The organism is Corynebacterium sp. LK28, assembly GCF_014335105.1.
GTDB classification, from domain to species: domain Bacteria; phylum Actinomycetota; class Actinomycetes; order Mycobacteriales; family Mycobacteriaceae; genus Corynebacterium; species Corynebacterium macclintockiae.
Genome location: NZ_PDGZ01000008.1, coordinates 145,206 through 170,414, shown reverse-complemented (window position 1 = coordinate 170,414; position 25,209 = coordinate 145,206). Strand labels below are relative to the sequence as shown.

20 protein-coding genes and 1 pseudogene are annotated in these 25,209 nt (G+C 60.8%); 11 read left to right on the top strand and 10 right to left on the bottom strand.

The features are described 5' to 3' along the window. Positions 1-144 precede the first annotated feature (144 nt). A complete protein-coding gene (locus CRD15_RS03025; protein WP_005297142.1) occupies positions 145-483 on the bottom strand; it encodes a hypothetical protein in 339 nt (112 codons plus the stop codon). A gap of 716 nt (positions 484-1,199) precedes the next feature. Here CRD15_RS03025 and CRD15_RS03020 point away from each other — a divergent pair. The 4 genes from CRD15_RS03020 to CRD15_RS03005 all read left to right on the top strand — a co-directional run bounded on the left by CRD15_RS03020 (position 1,200) and on the right by CRD15_RS03005 (position 6,592). Beyond that, positions 1,200-2,768 (top strand): ABC transporter substrate-binding protein, encoded by a 1,569-nt coding sequence (locus CRD15_RS03020; RefSeq protein ID WP_255463716.1) that lies wholly within the window; start codon positions 1,200-1,202, stop codon positions 2,766-2,768. Positions 2,769-3,056: 288 nt separating this feature from the next. Next, entirely contained in the window at positions 3,057-4,007 is a 951-nt protein-coding gene (locus CRD15_RS03015) for an ABC transporter permease (RefSeq protein WP_187401869.1), read from the top strand. Between the two features lie 142 nt (positions 4,008-4,149). Beyond that, complete coding sequence (locus tag CRD15_RS03010) at positions 4,150-5,952, top strand: ATP-binding cassette domain-containing protein (protein ID WP_187401868.1); 1,803 nt, start codon at positions 4,150-4,152, stop codon at positions 5,950-5,952. After that, a complete protein-coding gene (locus CRD15_RS03005; RefSeq protein WP_187401867.1) occupies positions 5,945-6,592 on the top strand; it encodes an ABC transporter ATP-binding protein in 648 nt (215 codons plus the stop codon). The genes CRD15_RS03010 and CRD15_RS03005 overlap by 8 nt, the downstream gene beginning before the upstream one ends. Before the next feature lie 39 nt (positions 6,593-6,631). On the opposite strand, the gene CRD15_RS03000 is transcribed toward CRD15_RS03005, so the two are convergent. Then, entirely contained in the window at positions 6,632-8,083 is a 1,452-nt protein-coding gene (locus tag CRD15_RS03000) for an esterase-like activity of phytase family protein (protein WP_255463710.1), read from the bottom strand. Positions 8,084-8,329: 246 nt separating this feature from the next. Here CRD15_RS03000 and dnaK point away from each other — a divergent pair, with 246 nt between their 5' ends. From dnaK to CRD15_RS02985, 3 genes are all read left to right on the top strand, one after another. Next, a complete protein-coding gene (dnaK, locus tag CRD15_RS02995) occupies positions 8,330-10,192 on the top strand; it encodes a molecular chaperone DnaK (protein WP_034969393.1) in 1,863 nt (620 codons plus the stop codon). Next, positions 10,192-10,788, top strand: a complete 597-nt coding sequence (grpE, locus tag CRD15_RS02990) for a nucleotide exchange factor GrpE (protein WP_187401866.1) — start codon at positions 10,192-10,194, stop codon at positions 10,786-10,788. The genes dnaK and grpE overlap by 1 nt, the downstream gene beginning before the upstream one ends. 204 nt (positions 10,789-10,992) lie before the next feature. Beyond that, positions 10,993-12,432: an HNH endonuclease signature motif containing protein gene (locus tag CRD15_RS02985; RefSeq protein WP_255463708.1), complete on the top strand. Its 1,440-nt coding sequence runs from the start codon at positions 10,993-10,995 to the stop codon at positions 12,430-12,432. A gap of 66 nt (positions 12,433-12,498) precedes the next feature. On the opposite strand, the gene CRD15_RS02980 is transcribed toward CRD15_RS02985, so the two are convergent. Next, on the bottom strand, positions 12,499-13,698 hold the full coding sequence (locus CRD15_RS02980) for a hypothetical protein (RefSeq protein ID WP_187401865.1): 1,200 nt from the start codon (positions 13,696-13,698) through the stop codon (positions 12,499-12,501). 192 nt (positions 13,699-13,890) lie between these two features. Between CRD15_RS02980 and dnaJ the strand changes: the two genes are divergently transcribed. Beyond that, positions 13,891-15,132 carry a molecular chaperone DnaJ gene (gene dnaJ, locus CRD15_RS02975; protein ID WP_035002748.1) on the top strand — a complete coding sequence of 414 codons (1,242 nt, stop codon included), beginning with the start codon at positions 13,891-13,893 and terminating at the stop codon, positions 15,130-15,132. Continuing rightward, on the top strand, positions 15,129-15,554 hold the full coding sequence (locus CRD15_RS02970) for a heat shock protein transcriptional repressor HspR (RefSeq protein ID WP_034971617.1): 426 nt from the start codon (positions 15,129-15,131) through the stop codon (positions 15,552-15,554). The genes dnaJ and CRD15_RS02970 overlap by 4 nt, the downstream gene beginning before the upstream one ends. A gap of 32 nt (positions 15,555-15,586) precedes the next feature. Here CRD15_RS02970 and CRD15_RS02965 read toward each other — a convergent pair whose 3' ends face one another. Both CRD15_RS02965 and CRD15_RS02960 read right to left on the bottom strand, forming a co-directional pair. After that, entirely contained in the window at positions 15,587-17,080 is a 1,494-nt protein-coding gene (locus CRD15_RS02965; RefSeq protein ID WP_222866389.1) for an amino acid permease, read from the bottom strand. Between the two features lie 141 nt (positions 17,081-17,221). Then, positions 17,222-18,101 (bottom strand): annotated as a pseudogene (locus tag CRD15_RS02960) (LLM class flavin-dependent oxidoreductase). A 78-nt stretch (positions 18,102-18,179) separates the two neighbouring features. Here CRD15_RS02960 and CRD15_RS02955 point away from each other — a divergent pair. After that, the gene (locus tag CRD15_RS02955; RefSeq protein WP_187401863.1) at positions 18,180-18,680 is read left to right on the top strand and encodes a methylated-DNA--[protein]-cysteine S-methyltransferase; all 501 of its coding nucleotides are present in this window, start codon (positions 18,180-18,182) and stop codon (positions 18,678-18,680) included. Here CRD15_RS02955 and CRD15_RS02950 read toward each other — a convergent pair. Continuing rightward, on the bottom strand, positions 18,677-20,044 hold the full coding sequence (locus tag CRD15_RS02950) for an alpha/beta hydrolase (RefSeq protein ID WP_187401862.1): 1,368 nt from the start codon (positions 20,042-20,044) through the stop codon (positions 18,677-18,679). The genes CRD15_RS02955 and CRD15_RS02950 overlap by 4 nt on opposite strands. Then, positions 20,041-20,325: a hypothetical protein gene (locus tag CRD15_RS02945; protein ID WP_255463707.1), complete on the bottom strand. Its 285-nt coding sequence runs from the start codon at positions 20,323-20,325 to the stop codon at positions 20,041-20,043. Before CRD15_RS02945 ends, CRD15_RS02950 begins: the two co-directional genes overlap by 4 nt. Before the next feature lie 222 nt (positions 20,326-20,547). Here CRD15_RS02945 and CRD15_RS02940 point away from each other — a divergent pair, with 222 nt between their 5' ends. Further along, positions 20,548-21,462: a carbon-nitrogen hydrolase family protein gene (locus CRD15_RS02940; protein WP_034969364.1), complete on the top strand. Its 915-nt coding sequence runs from the start codon at positions 20,548-20,550 to the stop codon at positions 21,460-21,462. A gap of 25 nt (positions 21,463-21,487) precedes the next feature. Here CRD15_RS02940 and CRD15_RS02935 read toward each other — a convergent pair whose 3' ends face one another. The 3 genes from CRD15_RS02935 to CRD15_RS02925 form a co-directional block, all read right to left on the bottom strand. After that, positions 21,488-22,666, bottom strand: a complete 1,179-nt coding sequence (locus tag CRD15_RS02935) for an FAD-binding oxidoreductase (RefSeq protein WP_187401861.1) — start codon at positions 22,664-22,666, stop codon at positions 21,488-21,490. A 106-nt stretch (positions 22,667-22,772) separates the two neighbouring features. After that, positions 22,773-23,879 (bottom strand): CaiB/BaiF CoA-transferase family protein, encoded by a 1,107-nt coding sequence (locus CRD15_RS02930; RefSeq protein WP_187401860.1) that lies wholly within the window; start codon positions 23,877-23,879, stop codon positions 22,773-22,775. A 71-nt stretch (positions 23,880-23,950) separates the two neighbouring features. After that, positions 23,951-25,117, bottom strand: a complete 1,167-nt coding sequence (locus tag CRD15_RS02925) for an acyl-CoA dehydrogenase family protein (protein ID WP_187401859.1) — start codon at positions 25,115-25,117, stop codon at positions 23,951-23,953. Between the last annotated feature and the right edge of the window lie 92 nt (positions 25,118-25,209).

The following is a 25,209-nucleotide window of genomic DNA, read 5'->3' as shown; positions in this document are numbered from 1 at the left end:
AAGTAGTTCACATCCGAGCTGGAATCGGAATATGTATGAACTAATTACTTGCTAGGTAGATTAACAATTGAACAGGGCTTTGGTGAAGTTTTCTCCGCTGGTCGCACCTATTTTTTGGCAGTATTTTAGAAACGGTGATGTTGCTTAAATATCCCGAGCTGCTGTGTTGTGCGCCACAGAAATGATCGCTTTCCGGGCTGCGCGCCCTGCCTTTGAATGTCGCAGATGGTATAGGCGGTTGCCGCTAGCGCCTTCGTGGAGGATGACTGTGGCTCCATTTTTCTTTAATTTCGACGCCTCGTCGACGATCCCCGGGCTTCCCTTATCCTTCTTGGCGAAGAAGATGTGTACTTCAGTGTCTAACGCACGGTCTGTGATCGAACTATCGGCTCCGAAGAGCTGTTTCAGTAGGGTTATGTCTTTAGCTTGGGGCGCCAGCAGCACAATGGTGCGCGGTGCGGTCGCTTCCTGGAGTGCGTCCAATAACTCGGGGATGCATGACGATTCCGCTATGGCTGTTACGAGTTGAGGGCCGTGGTCTGTTAGGAGGTTGCGGTAGGTTTGGCGAATGGTCGCAGAGCCTGTGGGGGAGGCGGTAGCGGTTGAAGATGCTGTGCCGGGGTGCGTTGAAGATGCTGTGGTGGGGTGTGGGGGAGGAGTGGAAGGTGATGTGGAAGTTTTATTGGCGCGGGGGATTGGTATTTCAACTCGAAGATCGGTTTCCGCGAGTTGCCAGACGAGGTTCCAATGTCTGTTTGTGAATGGCTCCGAGGGGGAGTGTGGCGCAATAAAAAGAACAGCCTGTGAAGCTGCGTGTTCGGGTGGAATCTCCGCCAAGGCGGAAGTGTGCGGGCTGTAGCGCGTGGCGTCGGTGGCATGAGAGCCCCTGAACTGCATAGGGGCAATGGAGTAGACGGTATGTGTATCGCAGGGGTGGGAGCTCATTGTGAAATGCTGTCGCAACGCATGAGGGGGTTCAGGGGTGGCGCGGGTGAAGATGTCCATGGCGTCCAAGCTTAAGGCACCCTGCGGTGCTGTCGAGAAAAGTTCAAGGGGTTGAAATCTAAATATGCCGTAAGGTAGTTTCTTTTCTAATAATGACAATGAATTGCAATAAGCGCCTTAAATAGGGTGCTGGACAGGAATGACGTATGCGAACAAAACTGCGGCGAGGGGCAGCATGTGCCTTAACCAGCGTGATGATTGGAGGGGCGCTGGTAGCCTGCGGTGACCCGAGCCGCCAAGCTTCCGGTGGGGAGGGCCAGTACCCCACCCGGCTGGTTTTGGCAGACCGTAAAGCTGGCGATGGATTCCACCCAGCGACGGGATATGCCCAAACCGGGGTGAGCCCGATCTACGACGGTCTGCTGCGACCAGAGCCATCGTCGTCAGACAAGGTTCCGAACTTTGTGCCAGCACTGGCTGCGGAAATGCCGAAACACAATGCTGACTCCACGAAGTGGACTGTGAAGCTCAAAGAAGGAGTGAAGTTCAGCGATGGTTCTGATTTCGATGCCGAAGATGTGAAGGCATCGTATGACGTAGCCAAAGACATTTCCGTCGGTTCCGAAGTAGTCAGCCGCTACGACATCATCGACGAGGTGCAGATCCAAGATCCGCACACCGTGGTGTTTAAGTTGCGTTCCCCACTTGCCGAAATGTTGTCGCGACTCACCTACGCGATCGCTCCCTCCGAGATGCTGGGCAAAGGGGCAGTTACCCAAAGCAAGCTGAATACCGAACCCGTGGGTACTGGCGCTTACCACCTGAAGGAGCGCCGGGGTGATGAAACGATCTTTGAAGCCAACGACAACTATTTTGACGGTGCGCCGGAAGTCAAGGAATTGGTTGTTACGACCGCTGCGGATGATACGGCCCGCGCGCAGCGCGTAGCTGCTGGTGAAATTGATGGTGCGGCTATTCCGCCCAGCCAACTGAAGGGGTTAGAAGGTAAGGATGGCATCAGCGTGGATGTCACCAAGACGGCTGATTGGCGGGGTATTTCTTTCCCTGAAACGCCCGAGTTCGCCGATCCGAAGGTGCGCTTGGCATTGAACCTCGCCGCTGATCGGCAGGCATTTATTGATGGACCATTGGCAGGGCAGGGCACTCCGATCTCTGGACTATTGTCCTCAATCTACGGTGATGCCCACGATCCATCCCTGGATTTCCAACACGACGTGGCCAAAGCGGAGAAACTACTCGATGAAGCTGGGTGGAAGAAGAACAGCCAGGGTGTGCGGGAAAAAGACGGTAAGCTCTTCCACGTAGACCTCTACTATGCAGGCAACGACACGCTACGCCGAGACATCGCCATCGAGTTCGCCTCGCAGATGAAGAAGCTGGGCCTAGAGTTCGAAACCAAGTCCAGCACGTGGCATGACATCGAACCGAAGGTACACGATGTGTCGGTCGTTTTGGGCGGCGGATCGGCCCCTTATGACGCCACGGTGATGGCCTATGAGTATTTGCACACACGCACACCCGCGACGGGTAAGTGGGCCAATCCAGGCAACTACGGCTCCAAGAAAATGGATGACCTGCTGGATGAGACGCGCAGTGAGAACGAAGAGGCGAAGCGCAACCAACTGTGGCGCAAGATCCAAGCCGAGCACGCAGAAAACCCATCCATGCTGGCTTTGGCGAACGTCAACCACATTTACGTCTCAAAGGAAAATTCGTGGAAGAAACCGAATCTCCTGCTCGAGCCCCATATTCACGGCGTGACGTGGGGGCCTTGGTGGCGCCTAGTCGCTTGGAAGAAATAACTCATGAGAGCGGTTTCTACCACTTCTTCTGCTGCTAACTCCGCTCATGGCAGAGCCGCTGTGAACACTGCGGACGTTCACACCGCTGAAGGTCACACTGGTGCTGGTTATCCTGCTCCTGGTCACGTTGGTGCTGTTCGGATTGCAGATAAGACAAGCTCGGCTGGAGCATCTCATTCAAACGGAGTTTCCGGTTCAGACGGGGCACCCACTTCAGCAAAAACTCGGCAGTCCTGGCGCAGGTTTGTATTGCCGGGGCGCCGGGATAACCTCGGCGGGATCGGCCGGATGGTTGGTACGCGCTTGTTGCTCATTGCCGTGTCAACCGTGGTGGTCAGCTTCATCATGTTCGGCCTCGCTGCCTTGTCGCCGTTTGATCCCCTTGCGCACCACCTCGGCGCGAACTACGGCAACTACACTGCCGAAGAACGCGCGAGCATTGCCTCTTCTTTGGGGCTCGACGCCCCGTGGTACCAGCAATGGGCCTCCTGGTGGGGGCACGTTTTTACAGGTGATCTGGGTTGGTCCCGGGTGTACAGCAAACCGGTTGTTGAAGTTATTGGCGAGCGCCTGCCGTGGACGATGCTGCTATCCGGAGCGGGCCTGTTGCTGATGCTGGCGATTGCAGCGCTTCTCGGCTTGAGTGCTGCTCGCCGACCCGGCGGAGTGGTGGATCGGGCGATAACCGCGTTGGGCGTATTTGTGGCAGCTACTCCTTCCTACATTTATGCCCTAGGAAGCGTGCTATTTTTTGGCGTGTTCTGGCACCTCATCCCCGTGGGAGGAGCCGCGCCGGTCGGTAAGTCCCCGTCACTGGGAACGGTGGGGCCATATCTCATCGCACCGGCTGTCGTTCTAGCGATCTCGCAGCTGTCGTGGCCTTTGTTGACGATGCAACGCTCTACTGCCGAAGCCGTTGAGTCGCCAGCGGTTGCCAACGCGCGCTTGCGTGGTCTCTCCGAACACACGATCCTCGTTCGGCATGTGCTGCCTATGTCGCTCATGCCGCTGATCACTTTGATCGGAGCGCGCCTCGGCGAGATGGTCGTCGGAGCAGTGATTGTGGAAACGGTTTTCTCCTGGCCGGGGTTGGCGCAAGCCACGGTGGAATCGGCTGTGGCCGTGGACTTTCACCTGCTGGCATTCACCACGGTCGCGACCACGGTAGTGGTGATGTTGGGATCTCTATTGAGCGATCTGTCCTACGTATTTATCGACCCGAGGGTAAGCGATGTCTAACAAGAGTTCTCTTTCCTCCGATGAGCACAGCCCTAGTTCGAATAACTCAGCCTTGAAAGCACACAGTGCTCATCTAGATATTGGCAGCGCTGAAGCACAGGGGTTTAGCACGCATTCGCGGACACAGAGTGTCCGCAGGTGGATGCGTGGGCACCTCATTGGATTAAGCGTTTTTGCACTTCTGGTGCTGTATGCAGCTATAGTTCCCGCCATCTTCGAGGCGGGAACTCCAAGTTTTGCCAATTCCCTGCGTTCACCGACTGCCGCGCATGTTTTCGGTACTGATCACTTTGGGTTCGACCTATTCGTACGAACCGCAGAAAGCTTGCGGGTTTCCCTTTTCATCGGGCTTACGGCTGCGGTTGCCGCTACGACATTGGGCGTGCTCGTCGGCTTATTGGCGGCGGGGCTCGGTGGCGTGGTCGATCGCATTGTTATGCGCATCAACGATGCCGTGAATGCCATTCCGCACCTCATTTTGACAGTGGTTATTGTCGCACTATTCCAGGGATCCGTTGCTGCCATCGTGGGGTCCATCGCTGTGACTCACTGGTCACCGGTTGCGCGTATCGTGCGATCTGCGGTGTTGACGGTCCGCGCGTCCGAAACGGTGCAGTGCTCGTACGGTGCAGGGGCCTCGTTTGGCTGGGTGCTGCGCAAGCATTTGGCACCAGCGGCTTCTGGTCAAGCACTGGTAGCGATGGCGATGCTCACTCCCCACGCTGTGTGGCACGAATCCACCGTGTCCTTCCTTGGCCTGGGCATCCAGGCTGACGAGCCATCACTGGGAACGCTCATGGATTTGGCGCGCGAAGACATCACCCGTGGGACGTGGTGGGCTTTGGTTTTCCCAGCGATGATCTTGCTGCTCACCACGATGTCTGGGGTATCGCTGACCCGAGGAGCGACAGCGCGGGCAGAGCGTGGCGTCGGAAAGCAAAAGAAGAAGTCAGCACTGCAGAAAGAAGCCGGGGCAGGCCGCAGAGGGCGTAGGTCGGAGCCTGCGGAGCCAACTGAGGCGACGAGCGAGTTGGGGGAGCTCCGTGCTCGTGGGCTTGGCGTAGAGGTGGGGGCAAAAAACATTGTGTGTGGGGTGAACCTGACCGTGCGCCGTGGGGAAGTGGCCGGGCTGATCGGAACCTCCGGTTCTGGCAAATCGACCGTGGGGCGCGCGTTGATTGGGGTGGTCCCAACAGGGGCTCGAGTAGAAGGGAAGGTCTCGCTTTGTCCGGCTGAGGTGCCTGATGGGAATTGTGTAGCGCACGGGGCGACCAAAGGGCACCTTGAACCCAGCGGGGTCACCCAAGATACGGAAGCTGGTGGATCCGCTCACGTTGCGGAAGCCGATGAAACCACTGCTGATGAAGCAGACTGGAACAGTACTGATTTCGCTAGTGTGCGGGGCTCAACGGTGGGTTTTGTTCCCCAAGCCGCGGCCTTGTCCTTTACGCCCGTGAGGAGGATTGGAACCCAGCTCCAGGAGATTATCGATCGGCATGGCAGTGGCTTGGATGTGGAGGAGTTGTTAGAACGCGTTCACCTTGACTCTGAGGTCAGCGAGTATTTCCCACACCAGCTATCGGGCGGCATGGCGCAGCGAGCGGCGCTTGCTGCGGCGTTGGCGGGAGATCCGCAATTCCTTATCGCAGACGAGCCCACCGCAGCATTGGACCCACAATTGACGAAGGAGACGCTGGAGCTACTGCGGTCCGCGGCCAAGGATCTGGGGCTCGGAGTAATGCTGATAAGTCACGATCTAGAGGACCTTCGAGAATGGGAAGCGTGCGACCACATTTTTGTGCTGCATGAGGGCGAAGTAGTGGAAAGTAGACAGGCCAGCGAGTTTTGGGCTGCACCGCAAACCGACTTTGGTCACGCGTTGGTTGGGGCTTTGCCCAGCGGAGGCCTTGAATACCAAACCGAGGTAGGGGAGAGAAATGCTTAAAGCTACCGAGGTGACCTATTCCTATGCGGGGAAACTCGTCTTGGAGAAAATTGAACTGAACATTGAACGCGGTGAGCTCGTGGGGCTGATCGGACCTTCAGGATCTGGCAAAACGACGTTGGCCAAGTTGCTTTCCGGGCGTTTCCTCCCAGATTCGGGAAAGGTCACGATTGACGGAGAACCTGTGGTGACGGGGCGAGATCGCCGGCGATCACGAATAGCGTTGGTGAGCCAATCCCCTCGGGATGCGTGCAATCCGCGGTGGACTCTCCGAGAGATCATCGCTGAACCTTTATTGATCGCCGGGGAGCACAATAGGGAAGTGATTCGCGAGTGCGTGGAGGATCATACGAAGCGAGCAATGCTGGATAGGGAATTGCTTGATCGCCGACCAGCACAGGTAAGCGATGGGCAACTGCAGCGAGCATGCTTGGCCCGCGCAACTGTGATGGATCCCGCCTTCCTCATCTGCGATGAACCGACTTCAATGCTCGACCCCATTGCGACGGCGAAAATTGTGGAGATGTTGCGCGAGACCGTGCGGGCGAACCGCGGAGTGCTATTGATTTCCCACGACCATCGGTTATTGGCAGCGTGCGCTGACCGGACAGTGACTATCGAAACCACCCCGCAGGCTTAGAACTTTGCGTTCCGCGCCTGTGCTGGTGAGGAGCGATAATTAGCGCTGGGGGATGTCCAAAGAATGGAGCAACGTACGCTGCGAATCACTAAAGTTATCGTCCGAGATTAAGTACACGCGGTTTAACTTCGCCGGGGAAGTGGAGCTGCCGGCGTGGTTTCCGATGGCGGAGGAGCCCGCAGGAAGGGAGCCGGTGGTGACGGAACCGTGAGCCGGCACATCTGCGGAGTGGGCAGGCGGGGCCGCGAAGGTTAAGCCTTCAACATTTTCGGGGGATGCAGAGATGTTGGGGCTTGCCTCAGTGTTAGCCTTATCGCCACTCGAGCTTTGGTTGTCACCGAGCTTGTGAATGTCACTGGGTTTTTGTCCAGCGAAATCGAAGACCTTCTCGCGGTTAACGGGCACCTCGCTACCGTCCAAGCGCTCCCGGCCAAGCACATTGGTGGCCCCTTCCAGACTCAAACGGTAGATCTCGGCGCGGTTACCTTGTTTGGGGATGTAACCGCGCTGCAGCGCGTAGAGGCTACCATCCGGGGAAGTAGCCAAGGAAGCGTACCCGCGATCGGCCTTGGGGGCGTACGTGGGGTCCACCTCGACCACATACTCGGCCTTGGGCCTGCCGGTTGCAGTGCTGTAAGCGGTCAACCGAGTTTTGGAACCCGCCTCGGGAGTATTGATTGGCCCATCCTGCACCAATGAGTTCTCGTTGAGAGTGTAAAAAGTTTCCCCATCAGGAGAAATTGTCATGCCCTCCGGGCCTTTGTTGGGGCTTATCCCTTTAGTTTGTTCAATATCCTTTGCTGCATTGTGGTCGGGGACGTGATAGTGCGGGGGATGGATGCGCCGGATTTCCCGCCCGTTGCTATCGGATTCGATGACAAGGGGTGAGCGGTTCTTCGATCCCTTTGATTCGCCCTCGGTGGTCCATAGCAAATGGCCGTTAGGTAGCTGCTGGATCTCCTCCGCATCGTATTCCTTGGGGTTGTATGCGCTGCCATCTGGCTTGGTGAAAATAACTTGTCCAGTGACCTTTGCCCGCCCGTTGTTGTCGATGTTCAAGCGGTAGGCGCGCGTGGGGCCATGATCGCCTTTGTCATCCGAGATGGCGAGGTAGGAGCCATCGGCGAGGGCAGTAAGCCCGGATAGTCCACCCACGTTGGGATCCTTGCTCGCTTGGCCGAGGTCGAACGCGCCGTTGTAGTGAGTTTGTTCCTGGCCGCCAGTTTTCAGAGCGCCGGAAGATGGGAAAGTCGATCCTGCGGGGAGTTGCGGTGCGGAGAGCGAGGCGTCGGAACCAAAAGGGGTAGCGGAAGAAAAAGGGGCGGCGGCTGCGGTTGCACCAAAGGCTGTGGGGGCGGCAATGACCGACCCAGCGAGGATCGAGGTAGCGACAAGCGGGGCGGCTGCCAACGGGGTGGAAATGAGGGCGCGGTTTATGCGTATGCGGTTTTTCATGCCCACTATCAAAACAGATGGGGCGGGTTTGCGCATTTCAGGGAAGGTTCAGGGGTGAATCTGTAAAAAATTTTCAAAAAAGTTGAGCCGATCGGGAACAAGTTTGACGTGCGATGAGTTGAGTAGGGTGTGAGCAGGTTGAGTGTGACTGACTCAAGAAGATTTGACTAGAGAGAAAAACTCCGGATACTGGAGAGCATGAGTTGAGTCGTCCACACTAAAGGCTCGATGACTGATAACAGCAATCCGACGAAGGATTAAAACAACAGGAGGTACCCCACTATGGGACGTGCAGTAGGTATTGACTTGGGAACCACCAACTCTGTGGTGTCTGTTCTGGAAGGCGGCGAGGCAAAGGTCATCGCCAACTCCGAGGGATCCCGTACCACCCCGTCCATCGTGGCTTTCGCCAAGAACGGCGAGGTTCTGGTTGGCCAGTCCGCTAAGAACCAGGCGGTCGCCAACGTGGATCGCACCATCCGCTCCGTCAAGCGCCACATGGGCACGGACTGGAAGGTTTCCATCGACGACAAGGAGTACACCGCTCCGGAGATCTCCGCCCGCACCCTGCAGAAGCTGAAGCGCGACGCGGAAAGCTACCTGGGTGAGGACGTGACCGACGCAGTCATCACCGTTCCCGCCTACTTCAACGACGCACAGCGCCAGGCCACCAAGGATGCCGGCCAGATTGCCGGCCTGAACGTCCTGCGCATCGTCAACGAGCCGACCGCAGCCGCCCTGGCCTACGGCCTGGAAAAGGGCGACAAGGAGCAGACCATCCTGGTATTCGACCTGGGTGGCGGTACCTTCGACGTCTCCCTGCTGGAGATCGGCGACGGTGTGGTCGAGGTTCGCGCAACCGCCGGCGACAACGAGCTGGGTGGCGACGACTGGGATCAGCGCATCGTCGACTGGCTGGCTGACAAGTTCAAGGCAAGCCATGGCGTGGATCTGACCAAGGACAAGATGGCCCTGCAGCGCCTGCGCGAGGCAGCAGAGAAGGCCAAGATCGAGCTGTCCAGCTCCCAGCAGGCGTCCATCAACCTGCCGTACATCACGGTGGACGAGGACAAGAACCCGCTGTTCCTGGATGAGACCCTGACCCGCACCGAGTTCCAGAAGATCACCCAGGATCTGCTGGACCGCACCAAGGCCCCGTTCCAGGCAGTGCTGAAGGACGCGGAGATCAGCGTTGACGAGATCGACCACGTCGTGTTGGTCGGTGGCTCCACCCGTATGGTTGCCGTCTCCGAGCTGGTCACCGAGCTGACCGGTGGTAAGGAGCCCAACAAGGGCGTGAACCCGGACGAGGTTGTGGCCGTGGGTGCTGCTCTGCAGGCCGGCGTGCTGCGCGGCGAGGTTAAGGACGTGCTGCTGCTGGACGTCACCCCGCTGTCCCTGGGCATCGAGACCAAGGGCGGCGTGATGACCAAGCTGATCGAGCGCAACACCACCATCCCGACGAAGCGTTCCGAGACCTTCACCACCGCTGAGGACAGCCAGCCCAGCGTGCAGATCCAGGTCTTCCAGGGTGAGCGCGAGATGGCTGCGCACAACAAGCTGCTCGGCTCCTTCGAGCTGGCGGGTATCGCTCCGGCACCGCGTGGCGTTCCGCAGATCGAGGTCACCTTCGATATTGACGCCAACGGCATCGTCTCCGTTTCCGCAAAGGATAAGGCGACCGGCAAGGAGAACACGATCAAGATCCAGGACGGCTCCGGCCTGTCCCAGGAGGAGATCGACCGCATGGTCAAGGACGCCGAGACCCACGCGGAAGAGGACAAGAAGCGCCGCGAGGAGCAGGAGGTCCGCAACTCCGCTGAGTCCATGGCTTACCAGACCCGCAAGTTCGTCGAGGATAACAAGGACAAGGTCAGCGAAGAGACCCAGGCCAAGGTCGAGGACGCAGCCAAGGCTGTCGACGAGGCCCTGAAGGGTGACGACGTTGAGGCCATCAAGGATGCAGTGGAGAAGCTGAACGCCGAGTCTCAGGAGATGGGCAAGGCCATCTACGAGGCAGAGGCAGCCGCCGGTGCCGAGGGTGCCGGTGCAGACGCTGCAGGCTCCGCAGCAACCGATGACCCGAACGTTGTGGACGCCGAGGTTGTCGACGAGGACACTTCCGCAGAGGATGATAAGAAGTAATGTCTGAAGATCTGAATCAGGATCCGGGCGTGGCCTCTGAGGATGTTGTGGCTGACGCTGCTTCCGCCGACACTGCAGACGCTGACGCTGCTTCCGTCGCTGAAGTGGATGCGGCTGAGGCTGGGGGCGTCGATAAGAATGGCGACGAAGGTAACGACGACAGCAACAGCGACGACAGTAACAGCATCGAGGCTGAGCTGGCCGAACGCACCGAGGATCTGCAGCGCGTGACGGCGGAGTACACCAACTACCGCCGCCGCGTGGAGCGCGATCGCGAGAGCGTGATCACTGGCGCGAAGGCAGAGGTGGCCGCCGGGCTCCTGCCGATCCTGGATGACCTGGAGATGGCGGAGCAGCACGGCGACCTGACCGGCCCGCTGAAGTCTATGTCGGACAAGCTGCAGTCTGTGATGGCGTCCATGAAGGTGGAGAAGTTCGGCGAGGAAGGCGACGAGTTCGACCCGACCTGCCACGAGGCTGTACAGGACACGAGCAGCGGCGACGACAAGGTGTTGGCCACCATCCTGCGCCGCGGTTACCGACTGGGCGACCGGGTGCTGCGCAACGCGATGGTCATCATCGGTGATCCGCAGTAGGTACTGTAGGTTAGTTTTTAGAGGGCTCCATGGTCTTTCCGTGGGGTCCTCTTTTGCTGTCTAGCTGGTGTTTTCCTTAACTGATCGAACGGGTGTTCGATTTCGGGAAGTTTTTTCGGGTTGGTTGTCCGGGGTGTTTTCTATATTGATCGCGTACGGAAAATCACGGGACACTTTGGGGACTTTGATCATCGAAGGGGAACGATGTCCGGCCATCCCGCAGACCACAGCAATCAGCCACCAGACCACAACAACCAACCAGAGCCACCAGACCACAACAACCAACCAGAGCCACCAGACCACAACAACCAACCACCGGGGGCGTTTTGGAAAGTTACCGACCCCGCCGACCCGATGAGCGCAGCGATCTGCGACATCAACCGCAACCATGCCCGCCTCGCGCTGGAGTGCGTGCCTCGCGATGACGAATGCGTCAGCGACGTCACCACTCGCCTGTGCGTCCGGCTAGGCCTCCCGGAGTTCCGCGTCGTCCAGCTCGTCGACGTAGGCGTCACCCTCCGCCGCTTCCCGTCGCTGGTGGAGCTGGCGGAGACCGGTGCTTACTCGATCGAGGTCTGGCGGATCGTTGCTCATAGCCTTGTTGCCGTTAGTGACGCCCACACCTCCGCCGTAGAAGCCGACGTCTACACTGCACTGTCACCGACCCGGCCTAACCAGGCGATGTTGGGGCAAGGCACGATCCGCCAACGCCTGAAGAGGATCGTCCTGAGTCACGAACCCTTGGCCTGCCCGATCGACCCCACAGAACCGCCCATGCCACCGGTTGATGGTGCGGACGGCAATGGCGGCGCAGACGGCGCGACAGACGGTGCAATAGACGGCGCGACAGGCGGCGCGATCAGTACAGAAGACGCAGCCATACTCGGTGGCGCGACGCGGCTAAGCATCGACGAGCGGTCGAGTGACTACACCGATTTCTACCTGACCCTCCCCAAACTCGAGGCGTTGGAGCTGATCCAAGCGCTCGATAGTGTGCGGAACAAAGAGAACTGCTCGAGGGTGCGGGCGTTTCTGAGCCTAGTGCGGGGCAGCACTATCGCCGAGGTGAACCTCAATCTGTATCGGCGGGTGGATGCCCCGGATTCTCAGATCTGGGCCGCCGGCACCTGGCTAAACCCGCTGGCCACGGAAGAATGGCTGGAGCGAGTTACCCACCTGCAAGCCCCGGGGAAGGCTACTACCGCCGGCTACACCCCAACGCCAATCATCCGAGCGAGTGTCGAAGGTCGAGATGGCACCTGTCGCTTCCCGGGCTGCGACACTCCGGCGCATAAATGCCAGCTGGATCACGTCAAACGCTTCGAACGCAACAGTTCAGACGGCGGACCGACCGATACGTCGAACCTCCACTGCCTCTGCACCAAACATCACAACGCGAAAACGACCGGAGCGTGGGATGTGACCATCGGTTCCGACGGTGTGGAAACCTGGACCAGTTTCGGGGATGGCCACACGGTGATCACCACGCCGAATGGGCCGCTAGGGAGATTCACCTTCCGGCACCGGGCAGTGAAACGGACTCGAAGGGTGGTGGAGCACAACCAACGGAAGCGCGGCCGCGACCAGGATCGCGACCAAAACCGCAATCAAAACCGCGACCAGGGAGAAGAGCCACCGTTCTAGGTGTGCGGCAACTTGGGTGCAGCAGAGATGCGGCAGGAGTGTTGCAGAGATGCGGCAGGAAGCTGGCTAGCCCTCGTTCTTGTCTCGGTTGAGCTTCTCTAGGAGGTACGCCGGGGGCTGGATCTCGATTTCCGCCTTGCCTGTTTCCGTCTGCTTGATGTCGGTGAAGGTGATGACTTCGCCCATGTGTGAAAACATCACCCGAGGGCTCAGTGCGCCCGCTTGCCTCGAGAACTCCTGAGCGGTCACGGCCGCCATCATCTTGATGGAGCCCAACAGTTCTATGCCTTCACTCATTTCGCGAATCAAGGTGGTGTGGCGATTTGGCGTAGAAAAAATTAGCCCTTCGCTTGGGTTGATCTGTGGTAAGTAGCGCTCGAGGATCTCGTCCATCAGAAGAGGGATCGACCCCGTATAGAAAGAACTGCTTTCGATCGCCCAAAAGCGTTCCCCGGGGTTGCTTTCGCTTGCTCGAATGGGTTGTGCCACTAGTTCTGCATCGACCAGCTCCTGCCACAGGTTGCGGTAGCCGATTCGGAACAGGTCCTCGATGGGGCCTCTGCCTTCGAGCGAGTGGGACGACAGGGTCATCACTGACTCTGGCGTATCCAGAACCAGGTGGATACATAGGTCGTCTGAGAAAGGACGCATCGGCGAGTTCGGGTTGAATTCATACGCATCTGCGCGCGCATCCATCGGTAGGAGATCGATCGCCATCAAACGTGCTCGCAGGTGCGGGTAGAACTGTGCATCGGGAAGCGACAGTAGGGATAGATCCGCTTCGGCCGACCTGATCAGATTGGTGACGAACCCTTCCACCAGTTGAGGCATTTCCCTGCCGAAATCCTCAGCGTTGGCGCATTGCTTCGTGATGTTCTCTAGCCCCAGTTTCCAACCTTCGCCATAGTCCGGAGCGGGGAGTTGTCCCCCATAGGGTCCGGGGGTTGGACCCGGGTAGCTCAGCGGCTTCTTGATGTCGCCAGGCTTGCTGTAATACACCACCTCTGGCGTGGGATTCGCACCATAGCCCAACCGATTGAGTACCTGCACAATCTGCCGGATCATCGTGGTCGACTGGTGCAAGTCCAGCCCGGGTAGCGGCACGGGTGGATCCTCGGGGCCCGGCTGCTGGAAACCCTGAGGCTGTGGGAAACCCTGAGGCTGTGCAGGAATATTGGGGTTGTGTGAGGGATTTGGGGCATGCGAGTTGTGGGAGTCCTGGGAGCCGAAAAGGCGGCTAAACCAGCTGCGCTTTTTAGGTGACATGGTTCCCACCCTAGCTAGTTTCGGGATAGCAAGTCTCAAGCAGCGCACACGGCAAGGCCCGAAGTGATGCGGGGAGGGAATAAATGCGTAGGGGCGTCGTTAAGAAGATTAGATAACGAAAGTTCAGCGCGGTAGACTCAAGGTTGATGAGTGACACCCCGCGTGAACAGCGCAAGCAGGAAGGAGCGACACATGGCGCACAGTGAATGGGCCGAGAAGGATTACTACAAAGACCTCGGCGTGTCCTCCACCGCATCGGCAGAGGAGATCAAGAAAGCGTACCGCAAGATCGCCCGCGAAAATCACCCGGACGCGAACCCGGGCGACACGGCGGCGGAGGAGCGCTTCAAGAAGGCTTCCGAAGCGTACAGCGTGGTGGGGGACAAGGAAAAGCGCGCGGAGTACGACGAGCTGAAGCGTATGCTCGCGAGCGGTTTCGGCGGTTCGAGCTATGGTTCGAGCTTCGGCGCGGGCAGCGCAGGTTACGGCGCTAACTTCGGTGGCAACTTTGGCAGCGGCAACTTTGGCGGTGGCAACTTTGGCAGCGGCTTTAATGTTTCTGATCTTTTTGGAGATGACGCCACCAGTGGCGGGTTCGGCGACGTATTCAGCGGACTCTTTGGCGAAAGAGGTGGTCAGGGTACTCAGCGTACTCAGCGCACCCAACGTACTCAGCGCAGCCGCGGGGCGGATGTAGAGACGGAGCTGACCCTCGAGTTCCGTGAGGCCACGAAAGGCGTGACCGTGCCGATCCGCCTGACCAAGCCGGAGCCGTGTGAAAACTGCCACGGTTCTGGCGCGAAGGCGGGCACCTCGTCGCAGAGCTGCGCGGGCTGCGACGGCAGCGGCATGGTCAGCGAGAACAGGGGCGCTTTCGGGTTTTCGCGCCCGTGCGCGGACTGCTCTGGCACTGGTTCGGTGATTAAGGACAAGTGCGCGGACTGCTCCGGCACGGGGCGCACGACCCAGTCCCGCACAATCACTGTGCGCGTGCCCGCGGGCGTGGTTGATGGGCAGAAGGTGCGCCTGGCCGGCCAAGGTTCGGCGGGGCAGCGCGGCAAGCCGGCCGGCGACCTGTTCGTGACGGTGCACGTGAAGCCCGACAAGGTGTTCAGCCGTGACGGCGACGACCTGAAGCTGACGGTGCCGGTGAGCTACCCCGAGCTGGTGCTCGGCGGCGCGGTGACGGTGCCGACCCTGGCCTCCAAGGTGCGGGTGCGCATCCCCGCCGGCACGCAGGACGGCACCACGCTACGCGTCCGCGGCCACGGTGTGAACAAGCGCAACGGTGCCAGCGGCGACCTGCTGGTGACCGTGAAGGTGGCCGTGCCGAAGAACCTGGACGAGGGCGCGATGAGCGCGCTGCGCAAGTACTCGGAAGAGGAAAAGCGCTCGGGCTTTGACCCCCGCGAAGGATGGGAGGGTAACGAATGAGTGCTGCGAAGAACGGCGGCGAACGCGAAGTCTTCGTGATCTCTGTCGCCGCGCGGATTACTGGAATGCACGCCCAAACGCTGCGCACGTACGACCGTATGGGTTTAGTGACGCCCCAACGCACCAGTGGCGGAGGGCGCCGCTACTCGCGCGAGGATATTGAGCAGCTGCAGGAGATCCAGCGCCTTTCTCACGAGGAGGGCGTGAACCTGGCAGGCATCAAGACGATCATTGACCAGCAGAACCGGATGGACGAGCTGGAGAAGGAAAACGCAGCCCTGCGCCGCCGCCTGGCGGACATGCAGGCGCGCCTAGAAAGGGCAGAGGGCAGAGGCGGCGCCGGTGGTCGCCCGCGAGGTGAGATTGTGCACGTCCCGCGCTCTACCTCTGTGGTGTTGTGGGATCGGCAGAAGCGCCGGTAGTTGTCCCGCGCTACAGGCTTACCTGCCCCGTGCTACAGGCTTACCTGCCCCGTGACGATCAGGTAGAGGGCACCGATCGCCGAGGCGACGACAATGGCGCTAATGATCCACTCGAAGGTGTTGAATACGCGCCCGCCAGCCTTGAGACGAGTGGCGACATAAACAACCAGGCCCGGCACGATCAGCAGCGTGCCTAGCAGCACGAACTGCAGTTCGGCCGCGTAGAGCAGCCACAGGGAGTAGCCGAAAGCCACGACACTGATGAGCAGGTGCATACGGTTGGTCTTCTTGCCGACCTCGGGGCCGGAAATGTCGAACTTCGAGCCCGCGTCCGGGTGCTTGAACCCGTGCCCGCGGGTGGCTAGGAACAGCAGGTACAGGCTAGAGAACACGTAAGGCACCAGGTACAGCGAGGTCGCTAGCTGCACCATCGTGGTGTAGGTGGACTCGTTGAGGTAGAAGACGATGATGAACGCCTGGATCACCAAGGCGGACAGGAACTGCGAGACATACGGGGCACCCATATCGTTGGTGCGCCCCACTGCCTTTGGTAGCAGTCCATCCTGGGCCATCAGGGTGATCGGCTCGGCGCACAGCATCTGCCAGGAGACGTAGGCGCCCAGCACGGAGATGCACAGGCCGACGGAGATCAGGCCTGCGCCCCACGGGCCGACGACGTGCTCCAGGACGGTGCCCATGGAGTTGTCGCCCATCGCGGCGAGCTCCTCGCGGGAGACCACGCCGAAGGACAGGAAGCTCACGGCGGTGAGCAGGAAGAACACCGAGACGAATCCCAGGAAGGTGGCCAGGGAGACATCCTTGCGGTGGCGTGCGCGCTTCGAGTAGGTGGAGGCTCCCTCCACGCCGATGAAGGCCCAGACGGTGAACAGCATCATGCCCTTCACCTGGTCGCTGATGGACAGAGCCTGATCCTGGTTCTCGCCGAAGGTGGCGGCGCGGCCCCAGAAGTCAGAGGTGAACACGTCCGTGTTGAAGCCGACGAAGGCCACGAGTACCAGGAATGCCAGGATCGGCAGGATCTTCGCCACAGTGGTGATGACGTTCATGATCGCCGCCTGGCGCACGCCACGGGAAAGCACCAGGAAGATGCCCCACGTCAGCGCGGACACGCAGATCGACTGCACCAGTGGATGATCGCTGCCAAAGATCGGGAAGAAGAAGCTCAGCGAACTGAAGAACAAGGTGGCGTAACCCACCTGGGCGATGATGGTGCCCAGCCAGTAGCCCCATGCGGAGGCGAAGCCTACGAAGTCGCCCAGACCCGCGCGCACGTAGGAGTACACGCCCGAATCCAGGTGCGGCTTGCGGAGCGCAAGTGCCTGGAAGACGTAGGCGATGCACAGCATGCCCACGCCTGTGACGGCCCAGCCGATCAGCGCCGCGCCGGGCGAGGCCACGGACGCAATGTTTTGCGGCAGCGCGAAGATGCCGGCGCCGACGGTGGAGCCGATAATGAGGCTGACGAGTGTGCCCATGCGTACGGTGCGTGGGTCGTCCTTGACCAGGACCTCGGCAGTGGAGACCTGGGGGTGGTAAGCGTCACCAGCGCCCTGGGTAGATGGGGTATCCCCATTATTAGAGATATTCACGGTTAGTACCGTACAACGTCGCCGGTGGTTTAGACCAACTGGGGCTTTAGTTGTTAGTTAGTTGTTAGTTGTAGGCTGCCAACCCAACGAGGGGGCCACGTGGGTGGCAAAGTTTTTCAGTAGACGAGTGTTGGCCTCTACGCCCAGCTGATTCGGGATAGTGAGCATCAAGGTGTCGGCCTCTGCCACTGCGGCGTCATTAAGAAGGTCTTCGATGAGTGTGTCGGGTTCACCAATATAGGTACGGCCAAAGGTTGAGCGGTAACCATCAATCACGCCGAAGTGGTCGCGGGTCATTCCGTGAGTGCCGACCATCGCCCGATCCTCGGCGCTGACGATGGGGAAGATGCTGCGGGAGACGGAGGTGCGTGGGGTCCAGCCGTGCCCGCTACTGGCGAAGGATTCTTTGAAGACCTGGAGCTGCTCTGCTTGTAAGTCGCCGAAGCTGTCTCCGTTGCTCTCTGTGAGGAGTGTGGAGCTCATGAGGTTGACGCCCACCTGGCCAGCCCACTTGGCCGTTTCGCGTGTACCCGCGCCCCACCAGACGCGGCGGTCCAAATTGGGGGAGTGCGGGAGGACAGGGATCGATGAGCCGGGCTTGTACATGTGCGGGTACTGCTTCTCGGCCGAGGTGGAGGGGGTTTTCGTAACGTATGTCGATGACTCCGGTGCCGACCTCTATGTTCTTGGTGCGGGCGGCGACCGCGGCGAGCAGGGGTATGGGGGCGGCCTGCTGGGGTGCGAAGTGGTGCACGCGGAAGTAGGCGCCGTTGACACCTAAGCGATCGGCTTCTACCGCGAGCTCGATCGACTGGTGCAGCATGTCGTGGGCGCCGAGCGTGTGTGGGTGGTTTGGTTGGGCGTGGTTTGGCTGGGTGTGGTTTGGTTGGGCGTGGAGAGAGTAGTGGCCGAAGCTGAGGAATCCGAAGGCTTTCATAGTGTCAGTATGCGCGCATGTAGTTGATGTGTCAACTAGATTGGTGGTTGGGAGTATTTAGGGTTGAGAGTTTGAGGTATGACGGTAGTCATGGGAGTAGCCATGGAAGAGACCTTCACAGTGCTCGCCACCGATCAGGGAGTGCGGCGCATCGGTTTCCCCGGAGAGGATTTGAGTGCCGGAGATTGGCCTGTGGGAGAGCGGCCCGCGACAGGCCAAGCACGCCGACACGTGGCTGAGACGGAGAAGCAGCTGGAGGAGTACCTCGCCGGGCAGCGCCAGGTTTTCACCGTGCCCGTTGATCTGGTGGACGTGACCACGCCTTTTCGGCGGAGAGTCCTGCAGGCGCTGGCGCAGATTCCATATGGGCAGACCATCACCTACGCCCAGCTGGCGGAGGCTGCGGGGAATCCCCGTGCCGTACGCGCAGTGGCTTCGGCGTGTGCAAGCAATCCGCTGCCGATCCTATATCCCTGCCATAGGGTGATCCGCAGCGACGGAAGCTTCGGGGAATACCGGGGCGGCAGGGAATTAAAGGCAGCACTGTTGGATATGGAACGGGGTGGCGCTGGTGACTAGCGCACGTTGACCTCCGGGGACCACATGTAGGAACTGTGCGCGTCGGTTTCGCCACGCTGCATCAGGTATAGGTCCAGGATTTTGCCCCAGCCGTAGCTGCTCCAGCTGCCTTCACTGGCGCCATCAGCTCCGCGGGGAGGAGCGTTGAAGTCCGGCGCGGCAGGGTCCTTTCCGTGCACTCCGAACTCCGGGGTGGTGGTCAGGCGGATCATATCGCCCGGAACGTGTTCGTTGTGCACCTCGCCGTGGCCGTCCTTCGCGTCGAGCTGCAGATCCTCCGCCTTCTCCGCGTGCACGCCGGGGCTACCCCACAGTCGCACCTCATCGGCAACTAGCCCGTCGCTGCCTTTCGCCGCGGCCTCGCCAACCACCACCGAGCCGTAGCTATAGCCCACCACCTGCAGCTTCGCGTGCGGGTTCCTCTCCCGCAGTTGCCGCTGGTGTTCCCGCAGTGCAGGGGCGCCTATCTTGGCCGCGTCCTTGGAGATCGCACTGGTCAGATCTCCCGGCGCCGGATAACCATGCCAGGCCACCACCGCCACATTCTTGCCCTGCGCCGCCGCGTCGGCCGCGGTTGCCCGCGCCCAGGCCTCGGTGCGCGCCAGCGCCTCCGGACTGCTGGATCCCACGCCACTGACCAGCGTGATTACCTCATCGGCGCTCTCGACATTGCCCGCCGTGACCACCGGCCCGTGCGGTGTTTTCATGCGCTCTACCGGAGGCAGGCTCTGTGGGGAATTGGGTACTGACGCCCCCTCGGCCCCATCTACCTCCACATCACCTCGGGGTGGCGCGACCGAGCTGCTGATCGTGGAGATGGTGCCGCCGGAGGCGATGTCCAGCAGCCTGGCCAGCTTCAACGCCCCACGCAGGACCTGGGTCAGAGTGTGAGCCAGGCTCTGCGCCGCACCGCCGACTCCAGGGATGAAAGCTAGGTGTTGGGCGGAGACCTCGCCATCGGCGCTGACGGACATCAGTGCTGTACGCGCCAACCCCGCGGTCGTGCGCACGGTCGTTCGAGTTGGACTTAGAAGGTCGGCGTGGGTGCCTGCGACCCTCCCGATGATTCGACTGCTAAAACCCGCCGTATCCAGCTGGTTAGCTGCGGAATCCGTGGCGTGGTTGGCAGCATCCGCAGCCTGCCCCGACCAGGACTCGCCCCACTTGGACTTGTTTCGAGCATCAGCCGCATGCTGGGATACCTTTCCGCCCTTGTCTTTGAACAGGTCGGCGGCTGTGCGGAGTGCCTCCACATTTGCGTTCTCCACGGCGTGGACGGTGACGGTGGTGGAGCCGCGGGTGTTTGCGGTAGAGCCGCTGATGTTAGCGGAGCCGCTGGCGGTGGTGCCTGCGAAAATGTTCATCGACCCGCCCCCGTGAGGGCTGCGGAGCCAGCATTATCGGCGCTGTCCACATTGTCGGCGTAAGTACTGATGGACTGGCTCATTTTCTGTAGCTGCCGGCCAAAACCGGTGAAGGAGGCATGGAGCCTATCCGCCGCCTGGGCGATCGCGTGCGTGGTCGACCCGCCTGGAACGCCGGGCGCCTCCGCATTGGCAACCCCGTATCCAGCGGAAGCACACTGCACTCCGTCTTCGGTCAAGTCTTCGCACCGTGCCTGAACTGCCGATACGTCGAGTTGCATTGTGTCTAGATAGTTCAAGTAATTCAGCGTCGAATATTGCATGTGTTCCCCTGTCCCTGTTGCTGCGTGACTCGCTTGTGAGAAGTGAGTGTAGGGAGGCGAGGGGCGTCAATAAAGAAAAAGATGGAGGGGCTGTGGATAACTCAGTTTTATCCACAGGGTGACCGGCGCGGAGGGGACAAAAGGGGGCGCGATGTCGGCAATGTCGCTAGGGTGGGCTGTATGCGTATCGCAGTCATCCAGATGAAGGCCGAACCGGACGTGGAAGCCAACCTGGCTCGCATCCTGAAGTACATCGCGTCCGGCGCGGCGAATGGTGCCGACATGGTCGTTTTCCCGGAAGCGGCTATGTTCCCCTTCGATAACGGGCGGCTGGATACCGTCGCCCAACCGTTGGATGGGCCCTTCGCCCAGGCGATTATCGATACGGCCAAGAAGCACGGAACCATCGCCGTGGTGGGTATGTTCACCCCGGCCGATACCGTCTACCGCTCGCCAAGTGGCCAACTGGTGGAAGAACAGCCCAGCGATTCGCCAGAAGCCAACCAGTTCCGACGCGTGCACAACACGCTGCTGGTCGCGGGGCCGGATTATGTGACGCACTACGACAAGATCCACACCTACGATGCTTTCGGCTACCGGGAGTCCGATACCGTCAAGCCCGGCGACCGGCGCGTGGTTATCGACGTCGGTGGCGTGGGCGTGGGCCTGGCTACCTGCTACGACATTCGCTTCCCGGGCCACTTTGTAGCGATGGCTGCTGCGGGTGCGAAGGTGATGGTAGTGCCCTCTAGCTGGGCGGATGGGCCGGGCAAGCTGGAGCAGTGGCGCGAGCTCACGGCGGCTCGCGCGCTGGATTCCACTAGCTACCTGATTGCTGCGGGCATGGCGCGGCCGGGCTCCCCGGAGCGTTACGGCACTGCGGATGGTCCGACGGGGATCGGGCACTCCGTGGCGATCGGTCCGAATGGCGCCCGGCTGGCGGAAACCGGCTACGCGGCACAGGTTCTGACCATCGACATCGACCCGAACTACGTGGACAAGATCCGCAAGTCGCTGCCCGTGCTGGAAGGCCACCACACCGACCGTGAGCTCGGCCTGGGGGTCGATGTCGTCGGCGATATCGAAAAGAAGTAGCTGCGTTTCTGCAGCGTTGGTACGGCTAACTGTGAGGCACGTCGAAGCGTAGCTGGTCGCGGTCCGCGCCGGCGCGGAGGAAAGCCTCCACTGTGTGCTGCTTCATCTTCGGTCCGCCGGTGATCAGCACCTCGGCATCGCGCCACGCGCCACGTGCGGCGGCCACATCGCCCACCAACCCCCGCGCCGTGTAAGCATCGAAACCCTCCGGGGTGGGCGCGTTATCCTCCACCACCAGGTACAGGTCCAGCCAATCGAAGGCATCCTCGAAGCCCACCAGGCCCTTCCACTCGTAGAGCTCCTCCGGGTTCTGCGCCCCGAAGAAAAGCTGCACCATCGGCGGGCGTTCTCCCGACTGGACCAGCTCCAGCAGAATCGCCCGCACCGGCGCCAGACCCGTGGAACCCGCCACCATCACCACCGGCTTGTTGCCCGAAATCTGCAGTTCGCCGTACGGGTTAGCCACTACCCATTGCTCTCCGACCTGCGTGTTCTCCACGATTCCCTGCGAGAATGGCCCGATCGCGCGCACGTGAAACTCCACCAAACCGTCCTCGTTATAAGGAATCGCCGGCGAAAGCGCCCGCCACATTTGCGGAGTATGCGGCGTACGCACCTCCACATGCTGGCCCGACCAATACGGCAACGGCGGATCCATCTGCACGCGGATGACCGCGATGGCGTCACAAGGATGCAGCACCTCGAGCACCTGCGCGGCCGAAGTCGCAGGCACCGCAGCCTCTTCGTCCTCGATCGCGCCGTAGGCAAGCAGGCTACAGCCGAGGTTGATTGTGTCGCTGAGCTTTTTTGTGACGCCGATATGCTCCCCCACAGCCTCCACCAACGCGGACTCGAGCGCCGCATAATGCTCCGCGGCCACGCCGAACTTGCGGGAGTCTTTGCCGGTGGCGACCAGGAACTCTCCCTGGGCGGGCGCGAATTCGCCGCAGTGAGTGATGCCGCGCAGGATGAAGCGGATGGTGCGATCCAGGTAGGCCTTGTCCAGTTCCATCGTCTCCGAGAAGCTAGGGGAGGGGTTGCTGTACTCGGCGCCCGCGGGGTGGGGAAAGTGGACGACCGTGGGCGTCAGGTGCATGTCGTGCAGCTTGGCCCGAGTGAGTTCGACCAGGTCGTGGCGGTGTTCTTCGATGAGCGCGAGCAGCTCTGCGAAGGTGTATTCCTCGGAGGAAGAGTGGCGTGCCACGGGCTCGAAGTCTCCTTGTTCTGGCAGGGGCGGGCTGAGGCAACCGGGTGAGGGGCCGGTTGGTTGCTCCTCATTGTCGCACCCGAACCTGTGAATAGAAACTTTCCTATTGAAAAGCCTGGTTGCTGAGCTGCTGCGGGGCGGTGTGGTACTCGATCGGAGTCTCCGAGAAGTTGATGGGATTGCGGACGCTGCGCATGCCCTCGACCTCCACGATCGGATCCAGACCTAAGGATTCTGCGAACTCGAAGGCCTGCTTGATGTTGTTCACAGGGCCCGCGGGAACCCCGGCGGCGCGCAGCTTCCGGAACCATTCCTGGGCGCTGGACCGAGCCAGCGCACCCTCGATGATCTCAGCCAACTCGGCACGGTGGGCGACACGGTCGCTGTTGGTGGTGAAGCGGGCGTCATCAATTAAGTCCTCGAGCCCCAACACCCGACAGGTCCGGTGATACAGCGAGTCGTTGCCCGCGGCGATGGCGAGGTCGCCCTCCCGGGTTTTAAAGACCTGGTAGGGGGCGATAGACGGGTGAGTGTTGCCCATGGCCTTGCCGATCACGCCCGCGCCGACGAACGCGCTGGCCTGGTTGGCCAGGGAGGACAGCAGGGTGTGCAGCAGGTTGATCTCGATGTGCTGTCCCTTGCCGGTGGAGGTGCGGGAATGCAGGGCGGCGAGGATTCCCATGCCCATGTGCAGGCCGGTGAGGACATCCACGAGAGCCACGCCGACCTTGACGGGGCGGCCTTCCTCGCCGTTGATGGACATGAGGCCGCCGACGGCCTGCACCATCAGGTCGTAGCCGCCGATGTCCGCGCCCTTGCCGGAGCCGAAGCCGGAGAGGGAGGCGTAGATTAAGCCCTCGTTGCACTGGCGGAGCGTTTCGTAATCCAGCCCCATGCGTTGCATCGTGCCGGGGCGGAAGTTCTCCACCAGGATGTCGGCCTCTTCGGCGATGCGGCGGGCCTGCTGGCGGCCCTCTTCAGTGGAGAGGTCGATTTCCACGGACTTCTTGTTGCGGTTCACTCCGGCGAAGTAGGTGGACATGCCCTGCGCGTTGACGGGCGGCGCCCACGAGCGAGTGTCATCGCCGACACCAGGGCGCTCAATCTTGATGACCTGCGCGCCCATGTCCGCCAGCATCATGGTCGCGTAAGGGCCGGCCAGGACGCGGGAGAAATCGGCCACGACGATGCCTTCGAGGGGGGAACCCATGTGTGCCTTTCTGGTTGGTGGGGTGGGGCTGGGTGGGAGTGGGGCGGGGAGTGGGTTGGGGTGCGCAGAGCTTAGCGGAATGCGTCCTTGCCGGTGAGGGCCTGGCCGATGATTAGCTGGTGCATCTCGGCGGTGCCCTCGTAGGTCAGCACGGACTCCAGGTTGTTGGCGTGGCGCAGCGGCGAGTACTCCAAGGTGATGCCGGAAGCGCCCAGCAGGGTGCGGCACTCGCGGGCGATCTCCAGAGCCACGCGGGTGGAGTTCAGCTTGCCGACGGAAACCTGGTGCGGGGCGAGCTCACCCTTATCCTTCAGGCGGCCGAGCTGTAGGGCCAGCAGGACGGACTTGTTGAGTTCGACGGACATGTTGGCCAGCTTCGCCTGGGTGAGCTGGTAACTGGACAGGGACTTGCCGAACACCTCGCGGGTCTGGGTGTATTCGATGGCGGTTTCTAGGCTGTCGCGGGCGGCGCCCAGGGCACCCCAGATGATGCCGTAGCGGGCCTCGTTCAGGCAGGTCAGCGGGCCGCGGAGGGTATCGATCTTCGGCAGGCGCTGGGAATCCGGCACACGGCAGTTATCCAGCACGATCTCGCCGGTGATGGAGGCGCGCAGCGAGAGCTTCTTGTGGATCTCTGGGGCGGTGAAGCCCTCCATGCCCTTTTCCAGGATGAAGCCAGCGAAGCCATCCTCGGTGCGGGCCCACACGACGGCCACGTCGGCGACGGGGGAGTTGGTGATCCACATCTTGGTGCCGTTGAGGACCCACTGGTCGCCGTCGCGGGTTGCGCGCGTCTTCATGGACGCCGGGTCGGAACCGGCATCGGGCTCCGTCAGGCCGAAGCAACCCAGGTACTCACCGGCGGCCATCTTCGGCAGATACTTTTCCTTCTGCTCCTCGGAACCCCAGTGGTGGATGGCGAACATGGCCAGGGAGCCCTGGACGGAGACGAAGGAGCGCAGGCCGGAATCCACGGCCTCGATCTCCATGCAGGCCAGGCCGTAGGCGACGGCGGAGGCGCCGGGGCACTCGTAGCCTTCCAGGTGCATGCCCAGTGCGCCGAGCTGGCCGAACTGCGGGCCGAGTTCCTCGGCGGGCAGGGTGCCTTTGTCGAACCACTCCTGCACGTTGGGCTTGAGGGATTTGTTGGCGAAGTCCGCCATGGCTTCTTGGAGCATGCGCTCTTCGTCGGAGAGCAGGCTGTTGAAGGAGGTGAGATCCAGCGGGGAGGAAGTCATGCCAGTCAGTTCCTTACGTATATAGGTATCACGATACTGATTTGCGTACCCATGAGTGTAGGGGAAGTTGTATTGCTCCGAAAGGCTTTCGC

What these genes read in the sequence shown, in the direction of transcription:
- CRD15_RS03020 (WP_255463716.1), top strand. Translation starts at nt 1,200, where the DNA reads ATGATTGGAGGGGCGCTGGTAGCCTGCGGTGACCCGAGCCGCCAAGCT.
- CRD15_RS03015 (WP_187401869.1), top strand. Translation starts at nt 3,057, where the DNA reads ATGGTTGGTACGCGCTTGTTGCTCATTGCCGTGTCAACCGTGGTGGTC.
- CRD15_RS03010 (WP_187401868.1), top strand. Translation starts at nt 4,150, where the DNA reads ATGCGTGGGCACCTCATTGGATTAAGCGTTTTTGCACTTCTGGTGCTG.
- CRD15_RS03005 (WP_187401867.1), top strand. Translation starts at nt 5,945, where the DNA reads ATGCTTAAAGCTACCGAGGTGACCTATTCCTATGCGGGGAAACTCGTC.
- CRD15_RS03000 (WP_255463710.1), bottom strand. Translation starts at nt 8,083, where the DNA reads ATGCGCAAACCCGCCCCATCTGTTTTGATAGTGGGCATGAAAAACCGC.
- dnaK (WP_034969393.1), top strand. Translation starts at nt 8,330, where the DNA reads ATGGGACGTGCAGTAGGTATTGACTTGGGAACCACCAACTCTGTGGTG.
- grpE (WP_187401866.1), top strand. Translation starts at nt 10,192, where the DNA reads ATGTCTGAAGATCTGAATCAGGATCCGGGCGTGGCCTCTGAGGATGTT.
- CRD15_RS02985 (WP_255463708.1), top strand. Translation starts at nt 10,993, where the DNA reads ATGTCCGGCCATCCCGCAGACCACAGCAATCAGCCACCAGACCACAAC.
- CRD15_RS02980 (WP_187401865.1), bottom strand. Translation starts at nt 13,698, where the DNA reads ATGTCACCTAAAAAGCGCAGCTGGTTTAGCCGCCTTTTCGGCTCCCAG.
- dnaJ (WP_035002748.1), top strand. Translation starts at nt 13,891, where the DNA reads ATGGCGCACAGTGAATGGGCCGAGAAGGATTACTACAAAGACCTCGGC.
- CRD15_RS02970 (WP_034971617.1), top strand. Translation starts at nt 15,129, where the DNA reads ATGAGTGCTGCGAAGAACGGCGGCGAACGCGAAGTCTTCGTGATCTCT.
- CRD15_RS02955 (WP_187401863.1), top strand. Translation starts at nt 18,180, where the DNA reads ATGACGGTAGTCATGGGAGTAGCCATGGAAGAGACCTTCACAGTGCTC.
- CRD15_RS02950 (WP_187401862.1), bottom strand. Translation starts at nt 20,044, where the DNA reads ATGAACATTTTCGCAGGCACCACCGCCAGCGGCTCCGCTAACATCAGC.
- CRD15_RS02945 (WP_255463707.1), bottom strand. Translation starts at nt 20,325, where the DNA reads ATGCAACTCGACGTATCGGCAGTTCAGGCACGGTGCGAAGACTTGACC.
- CRD15_RS02940 (WP_034969364.1), top strand. Translation starts at nt 20,548, where the DNA reads ATGCGTATCGCAGTCATCCAGATGAAGGCCGAACCGGACGTGGAAGCC.
- CRD15_RS02930 (WP_187401860.1), bottom strand. Translation starts at nt 23,879, where the DNA reads ATGGGTTCCCCCCTCGAAGGCATCGTCGTGGCCGATTTCTCCCGCGTC.
- CRD15_RS02925 (WP_187401859.1), bottom strand. Translation starts at nt 25,117, where the DNA reads ATGACTTCCTCCCCGCTGGATCTCACCTCCTTCAACAGCCTGCTCTCC.